This window comes from Pseudomonas sp. CVAP#3, from assembly GCF_018986375.1.
Classification (GTDB): domain Bacteria; phylum Pseudomonadota; class Gammaproteobacteria; order Pseudomonadales; family Pseudomonadaceae; genus Aquipseudomonas; species Aquipseudomonas helvetica.
The window spans coordinates 398,949-412,871 of sequence record NZ_JAHMSC010000001.1 but is presented as its reverse complement, the minus strand read 5'-3'; the positions used below and the strand labels follow the sequence as shown (position 1 = coordinate 412,871).

At 59.7% G+C, this 13,923-nt stretch carries 10 protein-coding genes; 4 read left to right on the top strand and 6 right to left on the bottom strand.

The genetic code is table 11. The annotated features are described in order from the left end of the window. Nucleotides 1-21 precede the first annotated feature (21 nt). The 4 genes from lon to KRR23_RS01875 form a co-directional block, all read right to left on the bottom strand. Complete coding sequence (gene lon, locus KRR23_RS01890; protein ID WP_253911869.1) at nt 22-2,442, bottom strand: endopeptidase La; 2,421 nt, start codon at nt 2,440-2,442, stop codon at nt 22-24. Nucleotides 2,443-2,714: 272 nt separating this feature from the next. Then, complete coding sequence (locus KRR23_RS01885; protein ID WP_019693425.1) at nt 2,715-3,086, bottom strand: DUF6124 family protein; 372 nt, start codon at nt 3,084-3,086, stop codon at nt 2,715-2,717. Nucleotides 3,087-3,638: 552 nt separating this feature from the next. After that, nucleotides 3,639-6,050, bottom strand: a complete 2,412-nt coding sequence (locus KRR23_RS01880) for a glucose/quinate/shikimate family membrane-bound PQQ-dependent dehydrogenase (RefSeq protein WP_216741108.1) — start codon at nt 6,048-6,050, stop codon at nt 3,639-3,641. An 85-nt stretch (nt 6,051-6,135) separates the two neighbouring features. Continuing rightward, complete coding sequence (locus KRR23_RS01875) at nt 6,136-7,518, bottom strand: carbohydrate porin (RefSeq protein ID WP_216741107.1); 1,383 nt, start codon at nt 7,516-7,518, stop codon at nt 6,136-6,138. 344 nt (nt 7,519-7,862) lie between these two features. Between KRR23_RS01875 and KRR23_RS01870 the strand changes: the two genes are divergently transcribed. Together KRR23_RS01870 and KRR23_RS01865 are read left to right on the top strand one after the other, a co-directional pair. Next, nucleotides 7,863-8,093: a VF530 family DNA-binding protein gene (locus tag KRR23_RS01870; protein WP_019693422.1), complete on the top strand. Its 231-nt coding sequence runs from the start codon at nt 7,863-7,865 to the stop codon at nt 8,091-8,093. 9 nt (nt 8,094-8,102) lie between these two features. Further along, on the top strand, nt 8,103-8,783 hold the full coding sequence (locus tag KRR23_RS01865; RefSeq protein WP_216741106.1) for a Pr6Pr family membrane protein: 681 nt from the start codon (nt 8,103-8,105) through the stop codon (nt 8,781-8,783). A gap of 152 nt (nt 8,784-8,935) precedes the next feature. On the opposite strand, the gene KRR23_RS01860 is transcribed toward KRR23_RS01865, so the two are convergent. Beyond that, complete coding sequence (locus tag KRR23_RS01860) at nt 8,936-9,721, bottom strand: siderophore-interacting protein (protein WP_216741105.1); 786 nt, start codon at nt 9,719-9,721, stop codon at nt 8,936-8,938. Next, nucleotides 9,718-10,296: a PadR family transcriptional regulator gene (locus KRR23_RS01855; protein ID WP_216741104.1), complete on the bottom strand. Its 579-nt coding sequence runs from the start codon at nt 10,294-10,296 to the stop codon at nt 9,718-9,720. The genes KRR23_RS01860 and KRR23_RS01855 overlap by 4 nt, the downstream gene beginning before the upstream one ends. Nucleotides 10,297-10,804: 508 nt before the next feature. On the opposite strand from KRR23_RS01855, the gene KRR23_RS01850 reads away from it, so the two are divergent. Together KRR23_RS01850 and KRR23_RS01845 are read left to right on the top strand one after the other, a co-directional pair. Then, on the top strand, nt 10,805-11,290 hold the full coding sequence (locus tag KRR23_RS01850; protein ID WP_216741103.1) for a CS1 type fimbrial major subunit: 486 nt from the start codon (nt 10,805-10,807) through the stop codon (nt 11,288-11,290). Nucleotides 11,291-11,399: 109 nt separating this feature from the next. Then, nucleotides 11,400-13,922 carry a CS1-pili formation C-terminal domain-containing protein gene (locus KRR23_RS01845; RefSeq protein ID WP_216741102.1) on the top strand — a complete coding sequence of 841 codons (2,523 nt, stop codon included), beginning with the start codon at nt 11,400-11,402 and terminating at the stop codon, nt 13,920-13,922. Nucleotide 13,923 lies beyond the last annotated feature (1 nt).

Here is a 13,923-nt window from a genome sequence, read left to right as displayed (position 1 = left end):
GTTGGGGTGAGGGGCTTTTGATTAGAACAACACCTTCGCCACATCCGCAAAGCGCTTGGCAAAGTGCACGGTAATGCCTTCCTTCAGGTAGTCCGGAAGCTCTTCGAAACTACCCCGGTTAGGCTCCGGCAGTATCAGTTCGAAGATCTTCTGGCGTCGCGCTGCAATTACTTTCTCGCGTACTCCGCCAATCGGCAGTACATGCCCGGTCAACGTCAGTTCGCCGGTCATGGCCACGCCTTTTTTCGGTGGCTGGTTGCGTGCCAGCGAGAGCAGGGCGCTGGCCATGGTTACGCCGGCGCTTGGGCCGTCTTTCGGTGTTGCACCTTCCGGCACATGGAGGTGGATGAAGGCTTCGTCGAAGAACTTCGCGTCGCCACCGAACTGCTTGAGGTGCGAGCTGACGTAGCTGTAGGCGATCTCGGCCGATTCCTTCATCACATCACCCAGTTGTCCGGTGAGTTTGAAGCCACGGTTGAGGGTGTGAATGCGCGTGGCTTCGATCGGCAAGGTCGCGCCGCCCATGCTGGTCCAGGCTAAGCCTGTGATGACGCCGGTGCCGGACAACACTTGTTCGTTGCGGAACACCGGCATGCCGAGTGAGGCTTCGAGGTCTTTGGGGCCGATCTTGATCACTACTTTCGGTTCGTCGATCAGTTTCACCACCGCTTTGCGCACCAGTTTGCCCAGTTGTTTTTCCAACTGACGCACCCCGGCTTCGCGGGCGTAACCGTCGATCAAGGCTTTCAGCGCGCTGTCGCTGATAGACAGGCTGGTTTTGGAGACCCCGGCTTTCTCAAGCTGTTTTGGCCACAGGTGACGCTTGGCAATGGCGACCTTTTCTTCGGTGATGTAACCCGACAGGCGAATCACTTCCATCCGGTCGAGCAAGGGACCCGGGATCGAGTCCAGGGTGTTGGCGGTGCAGACGAACAGCACTTTCGACAGGTCCAGACGCAGGTCCAGGTAATGGTCGAGGAATTCGACGTTCTGTTCCGGGTCCAGGGTTTCCAGCAGCGCCGAGGCCGGGTCGCCCTGGAAGCTTTGGCCCATCTTGTCGATTTCGTCGAGCATGATCACCGGGTTCATCACTTCAACGTCTTTCAGCGCCTGCACGAGTTTGCCCGGCAGCGCGCCGATGTAGGTGCGGCGGTGGCCCTTGATCTCGGCTTCGTCGCGCATGCCGCCGACGCTGAAGCGATAGAACGGCCGCCCCAGCGACTCGGCGATGGATTTGCCGACGCTGGTTTTGCCCACGCCCGGCGGGCCGACCAGCAGCACGATGGAGCCGGCGATTTCGCCTTTATAGGCACCGACCGCGAGGAATTCCAGAATCCGGTCCTTGATGTCGTCGAGCCCGGCGTGGTGTTTGTCGAGGACTTTGCGCGCGTGTTTGAGGTCGAGTTTGTCCTCGCCATAAACGCCCCACGGCACTGCTGTCGCCCACTCGAGGTAGTTGCGGGTGACCGCGTATTCCGGCGAGCCGGTTTCGAGGATCGACAGCTTGTTCATTTCCTCTTCGATGCGTTTCTGCGCCTGCGGTGGCAGGACCTTGCCCACCAGCCGTTGCTCGAACTGTTCGACGTCGGCACTGCGGTCGTCCTTGGTCAGCCCCAGTTCCTGCTGGATGACCTTGAGTTGTTCCTTGAGGAAAAACTCGCGCTGGTGCTCGCCGATCTTGCGGTTCACTTCGGCGGAGATTTCTTTCTGCAACCGCGCGACTTCGACTTCCTTGCGCAGCATCGGCAGGACTTTTTCCATGCGCTTGAGCATTGGCACGCAGTCGAGCACTTCTTGCAGCTCGCTGCCGGTGGCCGAGGTCAGGGCGGCGGCAAAGTCAGTCAGCGGCGACGGATCGTTGGGGCTGAAGCGGTTGAGGTAGTTTTTCAGCTCTTCGCTGTACAGCGGGTTGAGCGGCAGCAGTTCCTTGATCGCGTTGATCAGCGCCATGCCGTAGGCCTTGACCTCATCGGTCGGCTCGCTCGGTTGGTGCGGGTATTCGACTTCCACCAGGTACGGTGGGCGATGGTGTTTGAGCCAGGTCTTGAGGCGTACGCGGGTCAGGCCCTGGGCGACGAATTGCAGTTTGCCGTTTTCGCGGCTGGCGTGATGGACCTTCACCAGGGTGCCGTAGAGCGGCAGGGCGGAGGTGTCGAAATGCCGTGGGTCTTCCTGCGGGGTGTCCATGAAGAACAGTGCCAGCGAGTGATGTTCGGACTTGGCGACCAGGTCGAGGGTTTCGGCCCAGGGTTCTTCGTTGACGATCACCGGCAGTACTTGCGCGGGGAAGAACGGGCGGTTGTGAATCGGGATGATGTAGACCTTGTCCGGCAGGTTCTGGCCGGGCAGGGCCAGGCCTTTGCCTGATGAGGTGGGGCGTTCGGCGTGTTCGGGGTCGGCGTAGTCGCTCGGGTTATCCGGGAATTCTTGCTGGTCGCTCATGGGGCACCTGCGCAATGGGGTATGAGGGATAGATGGGGCAGGTGGTGGGTGGTTTCAATGGGGGGGGCGGTTGTTGGCGGGTGTTTCGTACTCAACGATGTACACCCAAACCTGTGGCGAGGGGGCTTGCCCCCGTTCGGTTGCGCAGCAGCCGCAAACCCGGCAAACGCGGTGTGCCTGACGCATCCCGATTGCTGGTTTTGGGAGTGCTGCGCACTCCAACGGGGGCAAGCCCCCTCGCCACAGAAGCACATTGGCTTCAGAGCGCGGTGTTATGGCTGTTCTGGCTGATCGAAACTATCCAGTGCCCGATTCACCAACAGTTCCCCCAACGAGACCATCTGCTGAATCGCCAGCGCCACATGTCGGCGCGTGCCTTCCAGCTCGAACGCCAGGTCACTGGCCAGCACATTGACCGACGCCAGGGTTTCCGAGGCATGCGCCAGCAAGGTTTCGTTATCCAGATCAGGGATGACCGCGAAGATGTTGGAGGGGCGTTTGTCGGGCAGGTTGCCCTTGTCGAACGGTGGCTTGAGGTAGTGATCCAGCGCCCGCTCGGCGGCGTCGTGGAGTTTTTTCGAGTCGGTGGAGGCGTAAGGGGAAGTGCTTGGGGTTTCAGGCGGATTTGGAGTGACTTTGTGCATGATGAAGCTCCCAGAGTAGTGGAGCTGCCACCGTCCGCGGTCAAACGAATTGGGGTGGCAACTGTACGCGGGTTGACCGACCGGGACTCCGGGTACCCGGCATACCCGAAGGTATCCCGCGCACAGCCGCCATAACATGAAATGACAGACATAAAAAAAGCGTCTGCTCATGATCAGTGGACGCTGTGCGCCTAGAGTGTACACGGACGGTCAAACCCGGTCGCTGAATTGGCAGCGACCACCAAAGACTAGTGATGCGGCTTCCCACCGACAACCTGAAAACCATGTCGGAAGCTTCTCTGCGTCCTACTCATGGGATAAACACTCAACCTGTGGCGAGGGGGCTTGCCCCCGTTGGAGTGCGTAGCACTCCCAAAACCTGCAATCGGGTTTTGTCAGGCACACCGCGTTTAACGGGTTTGGGGCTGCTGCGCAACCCGACGGGGGCAAGCCCCCTCGCCACAGTACGGTGTTGCATATATTCCAGCTGATCACCCACAAAAAAGGCGACTACCTCACGGTAGTCGCCTTTCTCTTAACTGCCATTAACGCTTATTCCGACAGTTTGTAAGCAATCACATAGTCGCCCATCTTGGTACCCAGCGAACCATGGCCACCAACGACGAGCAGCACGTACTGTTTGCCGTCCTTGCCGGTGTAGGTCATCGGCGTGGCTTGGCCGCCGGCCGGCAGGCGCGACTTCCACAGTTCTTTGCCGTTGTTGACGTCATAGGCGCGCAGGTACTGGTCCAGGGTGCCGCTGAGGAAGCCGACGCCACCGGCAGTGACGATCGAGCCGCCCATGCTTGGCACGCCGATTGGCAGGCCGATAGGCAGTGGCGAGCTGTCGCGGCTGGTGCCGTTTTTGCGCTTCCACACCACTTTATTGGTGGTCAGGTCGATACCGGCCACGTAGCCCCAGGCCGGAGCCTGGCACGGTACGCCGAATGGCGACATGAACGGGTGCATGGTCACCGCGTATGGCGCGCCGGTGTTGGGCTGGATGCCCGAGGTCTCGCTCTCGCGCTTGCTCCCGGCAGCCACTTCAGCCTGCGGGATCAGTTTGGAGACGAACGCCATGTAGTTCGGGCTGGTGAATAGCATCTGGCGAACCGGGTCGAGCGACACGCTGCCCCAGTTGAACACACCGACGTTACCCGGATAGATCAGGCTGCCCTGCAACGACGGCGGGGTGTACTGGCCTTCGTAGCGCAGTTGCTTGAACTGGATGCGGCAGAGCATCTGGTCGAACGGGCTGGCGCCCCACATGGCCTTTTCGGTCAGTTCCGGGCCGAGCAGGTTGAGGTCCGAGCGCGCCTGGGTCGGTGCGGTATGGTCGCCGGTGACTGCGCCTTGCGGCGCCGGCACTTCGTGAATCGGCACGATCGGTGTGCCGTTGCGACGGTCGAGCACATACAGGCTGCCCTGTTTGGTCGGTGCGATCAGTGCCGGCTTGATGCCGTCGGCGGTTTTCATGTCGAGCAGGGTTGGCTGGCTGCCGACGTCCATGTCCCACAGGTCGTGGTGGGTGAACTGGAAGTTCCAGCGAACTTTGCCGGTCGTCAGGTCCAGGGCAACCATGCCGGCGCTGAATTTCTCTGCGCCCGGCGTGCGGTCGGCACCCCACTGGTCAGGCATCTGGTTGCCCAGCGGCAGGTAGACCATGCCGAGTTTTTCGTCGACGCTGGCCAGCGACCACATGTTTGGCGAGTTGCGGGTGTAGACCTTGCCCGGTGCCAAAGGCTCGGTCGCCTCAGGGTTGCCGCTGTCCCAGTTCCAGACCAGGTGACCGTCGCGAATGTCGAAGGCGCGGATCACGCCGGACGGCTCGTTGGTCGACTCGTTGTCGGTGACGTGACCGCCCATGATCACCAGATCACGGGTAATCGCCGCCGGGGAGGTGGCGTAGTAGCCGCCGGGGGTGAACGGGCCGATACCTTGGGTCAGGTCAACCACGCCGTGATTGCCGAAGCCTTCGCAGACCTTGCCGGTGTCGGCGTTCAGGGCGATCAGGCGAGCATCGGCGGTGGGCAGGTAGAGACGACGCGGGCAGGCTTGTGCAACCGCTTTGCCAGCTTCGGAGATGACGGCGGCCGAAGCGTTGTCAGCCTTGGCGTAGGCGTTCTCGTCGTAGTAGGAAACGCCACGGCAGGTCATGTGGGCGAAGCCCTTGAAGCCCACCGGGCTCTTGATCTGCGGGTCGAAGCGCCAGATTTCCTTGCCGGTGTCCGGGTCCAGCGCCAGCACCTTGCTGTGGGCGGTGCAGGCATAGAGCATGCCGTTGGCCTTCAGCGGGGTGTTCTCGTTGGTCAGCTCTACCGGATCGTCGGCGGTCGGCAGGTCGCCGGTGCGGATGCGCCAGGCTTCCTGCAGCTTGCCGACGTTGGCCGGGGTGATCTGCTTCAGCGGCGAGTAGCGGTCGCCGAATTCGGTGCGGCCATAGGCCTGCCACTCGCCTTCGGGCATTGCTGGCGCGGTGCTGGTCATGTCGGCAGTGTCGCGGCCCAGCTCGCCGATGATTTCACCCGGGTGGGTGAATTGGCTGGCAACCGCGGTGGCGCCGGCCAGCACCACGGCCACGCTCAGCGCAGCAGTGCCCAGCGGAGCAGCGCCATCACGCAGCAGTGGACGGCGGAACCACGGCAACAGCAGGACTACGCCAAGGGCGAACCACAGCGACAGACGTGGCACCAGTTGCCACCAGTCGAGACCGATTTCCCACAGCGCCCACACCGTACTGGCGAACAGCACCACGGCGTACAGGCCCAGCGCCGCACGGCGGGCAGCCAGCAGCAAAATCCCGGTCAGCACCAGGCCGATCCCGGCCAGCAGGTAATACAGCGAGCCGCCGAGCATGCTCAGTTTGATCCCCCCGGCCAGCAAGGCCAGGCCCATTAGCAGAAGCACGATACCGAGCAGGCTCGGCAACAGGCGGCTTCGACTCAAAGCACCATCAGTGCTCATAGTGTGGTTCTCCGTGACGTTTAAGTAGTCCCGCGCCTGTTCACTGTAGATGACGATCAGGTACGGGCAGGTTTCAGTAAGGGTTTTAGAACGACGACTGGATTTTGATCCCGCCGATCAGCGCGTCATCGACCTCATTCACGCCGCCCGGATGGCGGATGTATTGCAGGTTCGGGCGCACGGTCAGCCAGTTGGTCACGTGTACGCCGTAATAGAGTTCGGCGCTGTATTCGGTGTCTTGCGGCGGCAGGTAGGACGGGTCGTTGTAGTCGAAGACCGCGTGCGCCTGATTGATCGCCTCGGCATTTTTGCGGAAGGCCGGGTTGACGTGAACCCGGGCCATGGCGAAGCCGATATCGTCCTTGCTACGGGCATCGAACAGGCCTTTGTAGACGACGCCGGCCTGGACATAGTTGTCGACGGCGTTGGTCTTTTTGTCGTGCATCGTGCCGTTGGCGAACACACTCAAGCCTCGCGAGTGATCACTGGCGCGGCTGGTCAGTTGCTGCTGCACGCCCAGCCAGACGCCGTGTTTGCTCGATGCGCTGCGGTAGGGCTGACCACTCAGGGCGGCGGGCTGGCCGTTGCTGTCCTTGTAGACGTCGGTAGCCTTGGCGCTGCTGTAGTAGTAACCGGCGCGGTATTCGCCCGGCAGGCCATTGAGCTTCGGTGTCCACACCAGCTCAACCGGCAGCACCGTGCCTTGGGTGCCGCTGCCGCTGAGCTTGAAGCCGTTGTCGCGATCCAGGTTCGACGGATTCTGCTCGTACGCACCAATCTGTGCGTAGAGTTCAGGCGTCAGGTGATATTTGACCCGCAGCGCCCATTGGCTGACTGGCCAGTTGTACCAGATGCCACCGGCCCAGTTGCCGACCTGGGATCCGCAGAACGCCAGGTTCTGGAAGTCGCAGGGGAAGCTGTTGAAGTCTTCGCCTTCGCCAAAACGACCGGCCTTGATGTCGAGCTTCTGATCGAAGAATTTCTGCTGATACCACATCTGCGTCAGCCGGGTGGTCTGGCCACGGCCCCAGACTTCCTGGGCCGAAGTGAAACCGCCAACGCGCGGATCGTTGACCCGGTCGTTGCTGATGTTGTTGCCGCTGCGTTCGGTGATGGTCAGCTGAAATTCAGCGTCGTGCCAACCGAGGATTTTTTGCAGGTCCAGGTGCGTGCCGAGGCCGAACTGGTCGCTGTAGCGCGCAGTGCGATCGTGGTCGTAGCCGCCGTGCAGGTTGCTGCCCATCTCGCCGGTGTAGTCGAGCTTGAAGTCGTAGCCTTTTTCCGCAAGTTCGGTGCGTGTGCCGTTCCAGTCGCCGAGCATCCACGGTGAGTCGCTATCGAATGCAGGGGCAGCTTGACTGCAGGTGGCAAGGCCGAGGGCGCTGAGCCCACCGATCAGGCTAATGGCTTTTCGGGCAGCACCAGTTGGGAAGACAGCGCTGTCTCGCAAAGTCTGAATGTCAGGCATAGAGAAGGAATTCTTGGTCTTTTAGGGGAAGAGAGCTGAACGCTGCGAGGGGAAATCGGGCAGGTGAAGCGATTCAGCTTTTAGGCTTGCAAGGATAATGATCTGTAACAAAGAGAGAAAGGGCTTTTCTTGACATGGATCATTTCGGATTTGGTAACAGTGTGCGGTCACCCTTGAAAAGATCGCAGCCTGCGGCAGCTCCACATCGGAAGGTGTACACCCGCAGGCTGCGATCGTTCAGAGTTCACCTACATTTAACGGATAGCGCACAGAGTCCTTCCACCGCAGGACACCCTCGGCTAAGGTGCGCGGCTTCCTCTACTTTCTTCGTTCAAAGGCCCGGCATGACCGAACAGAACACCAACCCGCTGCACGGCGTGACCCTGGAACAGATCCTTAACACGCTGGTTCAACACTACGAATGGTCGGGGCTGGCCGAGCGCATCGACATTCGCTGCTTCAAGAGCGATCCGAGTATCAAGTCGAGCCTGACCTTCCTGCGCAAAACCCCGTGGGCCCGCGAGAAAGTCGAAAAGCTCTACGTGAAGTTGATGCGCACCAAACGTCCGCTCTAAGGAATATAGATGCCCGCCGAGCCGACTCGACTGTCGCCCGTCATGAGCCGTTTTACCTGCTTGGCCGCCGTGCTGGGCTGGCTGGGATTGAGCATTCAGCTGTACCTGGTGTTTTACGGCCGCTGGAGTGTCAGCGCCAGCCAGCTGGGTGGGCTGGTGAGTTACTTCAGTTACTTCACGGTCCTGACCAATACGCTGGTGGCGACGGTGCTGACCTGCGCCGTGACTTCACGCGAGTCGAAGGGCCGTACGTTTTTTTTACAGCCATGGGTCAGCAGCGCGATTGCCGTGAGCATTACCCTGGTCGGTCTGGCGTACAGCCTGTTGTTGCGGCATTTGTGGCATCCGCAGGGCTGGCAGTTCATCGCCGACGAGTTGTTGCATGACGTCATGCCGCTGCTGTTTCTGTTCTATTGGTGGCGGTGCGTACCCAAGGGCACCTTGCGTCTTGGGCACATCGGTTTGTGGGCGATTTACCCGGTGCTGTATTTCGCTTTTACCTTGCTGCGCGGGCACTCGCTGGGGCTTTACCCGTATCCCTTTATTGATGTCGAAAAACTCGGTTATCCCCAGGTGTTCATCAATGCCAGCGGGATATTGCTGGGGTTTGTGCTGATTGCGCTGGTGGTGGTTGGGCTGGATCGCTGGCGCGGGACGGCGGCAGGCCGAGTTGGCATAGATCCAAAGTGAACATCGATTGTGGCGAGGGGGCTTGCCCCCGTTCGGCGGCGAAGCCGTCGTAATTCAACCAATGTGGTCTGCCTGATACAACCCGATTGAATGGTTTGGGGGTCGCTTCGCAACCCAACGGGGGCAAGCCCCCTCGCCACAGGAGTGCGTCGTTAGGCTTCGTCGTTGTCGTCGAGTTTCCAGTAGCCCACGGCTTTCACCTGATCCTGACTCAAACCCTTCTCGTCCAGCAGCACGCGGCGGATCTGTCGTGAGACTTTGGATTCTGTCGCGATCCACGCATACAACTCGCCGCTCGGCATTGGCAGCTGTTGCACGGTCGTCAGCAGGTGGTTCTTGCCACTTTCGCGCAAGACCCAGATCACCTTGACCTCCGCCTGGCTTTCGAGGACTTGCTGTTCGGCACCGTTTTCGATTTCCACCACCACCAGAGCGCGACGGTTGGCCGCCAGGCCTTCGAGGCGGCGGGCGATGGCAGGCAGGGCGGTCTCGTCGCCGATCAGCAGGTAACTGTCGAACACGTCCGGCACGACCATCGAGCCCCGTGGCCCGCCAATGTGCAGGAGCTGGCCGGGTGTGGCCTGAGCCGCCCAGGTCGCGGCGGGGCCATCGCCGTGCAATACAAAGTCGATGTCCAGTTCCAGCGTGTCCAAATCGTAACGACGGGGCGTGTAGTCACGCATCGCCGGCATTGGTCCGTTGTCCTTACCTGCACCGAGCACCAGGGTTTCCAGTGTTGCGTGTTCCGCTGCGGTTTGCGGGAAAAACAGCTTTACGTGGTCGTCGGTTCCGAGGCTGACGAAGCCGGCCAGTTCCGCTCCGCCGAGGGTGATCCGGCGCATGCGCGGGGTCAGGTCGACCACCCGCAGCACTTCCAGGCGACGGCGTTTGAGTTCGTGGCTGACGCGGTGAATGGTTTGCACGATGACGTCGGTCATTCGGCCTTCTCCTGAACAGATTGAACGACAGGGCCATCGACGATGGCTTTGGCGGTGTTGTTGAGCAGGTCGCGCACCCGCAGGATTTCCTCCGGGCTCCAGCGGCCGTGATGCATTTGCAAGGCATGACGCAGGTTGTGCACCGCTTCGTGGATCTCGGCCGGGCGGTCTTGCCCGCGCAACGAACGCTTGCTGACCTCGATGCGCATGCGCACGCCGTCCAGGGCAATTGCCTGCTCGCTTAATGACAGACGACCGGCGTCGGTGATGCTGTAGCGTTTTTTTCCAGCTTCGGCATCGCCGAGGATCATTTCGCTTTCTTCAAGAAAGGTCAGGGTCGGGTAGATCACGCCAGGGCTGGGGCTGTAGGCGCCATCGAACATGCTTTCGATCTGGCGGATCAGGTCGTAGCCGTGGCACGGCTGCTCGGCGATCAGCGCCAGCAACAGCAGTTTCAGATCGCCGGGGGCGAATACTCGCGGGCCGCGTCCACCGCGTTCGCGGCCGGGGGCAGGGCGTTTTTCGAAGCCGTCGCGGCCGTCTGTGTGTTCTCGGTGGGCATGATGGTCTCTCATTTTTAAGTGCTCTCGTCGTATTTAGATACAACTTAAGATATATCTTATGGCTTAGGCAAGCGTCCTGGACCAACGGTCGCCCTCCTGTCGGCCTTGGGCGGCGCTTAAGACCACGCGCAATAAATGATGAGTCGATTGCTTTTTTAGAGTAATTTAACTAATTATAAAGTTAAGCTGTTGATCATTAACCAAGTGCCGGGAGTTAAGTAGTACCGGTCTTACAGAAGTTGGGTTAGTTCTTGTCTGTGTGCTTTTTTAGTTAGAGCTGTGTGTAGTATTTCTCTGAGGGTAAAGAAGTGCTGTTAGTGCTTTTTTGACTTTTCTCCTGCGGCTCGAAAGTCGTTGTTACTACCTGTTCTTAGGAAGTTGCGTACTTACTTTCTCAACGGATTTGACGATCATTCTCCGGCGTCGAAAGTTAAGCGAAATCGCCATCGTTGTATTGAGTGGTATTCGCATTTCAAGACTTTCCTCTGCCCAATCCTTTGAAATTGACAGGTACTTAATAATGTTCAAGAAGCTTGCAATCGCCGTTCCGATGACCCTCCTGGCTCTCAGCTCTTCGATGGTGTTCGCTGCGGAAGAAGCGCGTTCGTCCATCAACATCAGCGCTAATATCCCCACCAATGCATTCCACGCCCAACCGGTGAATCCTGACTTCGGTAAAGATGAAAAAATGGCCTGGAACGTGATATCCGAGACCTTGAGCCCGCTGCGTGCGGCTTACGATATCCGCCACACTAACGGTTCGGTCAATGCTTACGTGGAAGGTGGTCCGCAACCCCTGAGCAACGGCAACAACAACATTCCGATGACCTACACCTTCAACGGCGTAACCTTGACCGCTTTTTCCAAAGAAGTGGTCAGCGATGCCGCATCCAACGGGGGCATGCGGGCTGATCTGGTGATTACTGCCGCCCCGCCTATTAGCACTCAGACAGGTTTTTACACGGCCAACCCAGTCGTGATCTTCGATGCCGTTCCGCGCATCTAAGTCAGTCATGACTTAAGGCTCAGCCTTATTCGTTAACACTTACCGGTCGATGGGTAATCACTGCCTGTCGATCGGGTTTCAACGCATTTATCTTCAGAGTATCCCGTTCATGTTCCCGATGACTCCCATCGCGACGGCGCTTGCCCTATGTTTTTGTGCAACCGCCCTGGCCGCGCCAGCGGACAACGGCCACACACCCCGAAGTTTGCTTGCGCAAGCCAAGGGTTTACCGAGCGAGTTCGAAGAGCACTTCTTTGATGTACCGCTGGCGGTGCGAGTGGAACTTGATCAACAGTTTCTTGGTGAGGCGATGGTCGTGTTGACCCGCGACGATCGAATCACCTTAGTTGACTTCAATGATGTCAGCGACAGCACAATCAAGCCCAGCGAACGCGACATCTGGGCCAACCATCTGAAACAAGGTGTGGCGCTGGGCGCCTGCCAGACCAACTGCCCCGAACAACTGTTGGCCGTGCACTACAGCCTCGAAAACTCGCTGGTGTCGATTCTCACGGAGAACGCCGAACGGGACGATCAGGTGCAGCAGTATTACAACCTGCCCGAAGGCGGCAGCACTGGCTTGATCCTGCGTAATCAATTGAACCTCAATGGCGGTCAGGATCAGGACCTTGGTGGCCGTTATGGCCTGGGAACCAGCAGCAGCCTGGGCAACTGGACACAGAGTTTCAACATGCAACTGGCTCGCCTGGGCGGTCCGGACGATCAGCTGTACCACGCCGTACACGAGCTCTACAGTCAGCGTGAGCTGCAAGGCAGCTTCCTGCGCCTGGGCTATTTCATGCCCAATTCCGAAGGCCTAAGCCGCCAGCCACGTTCGTTCGGCGCCAGCCCCGACACGGCGGTGGGGGTGATGTACGGCAGCTCTGACAGTCTGGCGATCGACAACCCGAAACCTGCGGTGTACCCGATTTATGTCACCGCCAATCGCCAGGCTTCGGTGGAGATCTACCGCAATGGGCTGATGATCAACACCCAGCCGGTGGACGCGGGGTTACAGACGCTGGATACCCGGCCATTGCCCGGTGGTATCTACGAAGTAGAAGTGCGTCTGATTGAAGACGGTCAGATCACCTCGACCACCCAGGAGCTGGTGTACAAGCCCAGCAACTGGCGTAACCACGATGAGCGCTGGCGCTACAACCTGTTCGCCGGTCAGGAAAGCAAACTGTGGAGTAACTGGCAGGATCAGGCTAGCGGTGAAATGACCGCTGGCGCCGCGCTCAATTACTTGTTGCACCCACGGGTGATTCTCGGGGTTTCCGGGCGTCAGGTTCGAGAGACGATGCAATACGGTTCGTCGATTGACTGGACGCTGGCCAACGACGTCAGCCTTTTCGCCAATGTCTATCAGACCAAGGACCACGGCACCGGCCTTGATGTGCAGACGATGTACAACTATGGCGCCGGCAGCCTGTTCCTGAGTCATAACCGCAGTTGGCTCGACACCACCGACATCTTTGAAACCTTGCCCGACGGTACGCGGGTGCGCCAGCGCAATGTGTTTGTCGGCCAGACCAGCAATTCGTCATTGGCGCTCAACCACCGCGTTACCAGCAAAAGCTCGGTCAATGCGCGGGTCTCGCATAGCGAGGGCAACGTTGAAGGGATGGGGCTGGATCTGGGCTGGACCCAGCGCAGCACTCTGTTCGGCAACGATGCCAACTGGCGCTTTTCGCTGTTTGACCGACCCGGAAGCGTCAGCAGTGGTGACTCGCGCAATCGCGGGGTCGACCTGACGCTCAGCCTGGCGCTCGGCAGCCCCGGTGAGCAGTGGTCCGGCAGCATCGGCTCACGCACTTCTCGTGAGGGCGGACGCGACAACAATGCCTCGCTGACCTACCGCAAAGACCTGCAAGACCATGTGCTGCAGAGCGTATCGGCCACCGCGATGTCCGACACTTACGGTCTCGGTCTGTCCGGTACCACCAGTTTCAGTACGGAGGTAGTCAATGGCGATGCGTTCGTTCAGCGCTCGTCTTTCAGTAACAACTTGACCGGCGGCTTGAACCTGGACAGCACGATTGCCACCAGCGGCAAGCACTTGGTCATGACCCACCAGCAGCAGGGCAGCGGGGCAGGGATGATCGTCGATGTGGAGTCCGATCTCGATCAAATCGCCCTGCGCGCCGATGACCTCAGCGGCGGCAGCGCCCGTCTGCGTCCGGGTCGCAATTTCATTCCGATCACCGCGTACAAGAGCAGTTCGGTGAGCTTCGACTTCGAAGGCAACCATGTGCCCGCCGCGACCATCCAGCCAGCCCGTACCAGCTATCACTTGAACAAGGGCGGCGTGGACTATCGCAAGATCCGCGTGATGAAAACCCTCACCGTCCTTGGGCGTCTGGTTGACCCCACGGGCAAGCCGCTCAAGGGCCATCACATCATCAACCACGCCAGCCGTGGGGTCAGTGAAGTGGACGGCTTCTTCTCGATGGAAATGAACGCCGGTTCACCGACCCTCGAAGTGCGGCATGGCAATCAGTTGCTGTGTCAGTTCCGGCTGGACCCGAGCCGTGGGCGTACTGAAAACAATGTGTTGATGATCGGGGATTTGCGCTGCAGCCCAGACACGCTGGCAGACGTTGGCGATGCCGTGCAGAGCGCCGGTTGAT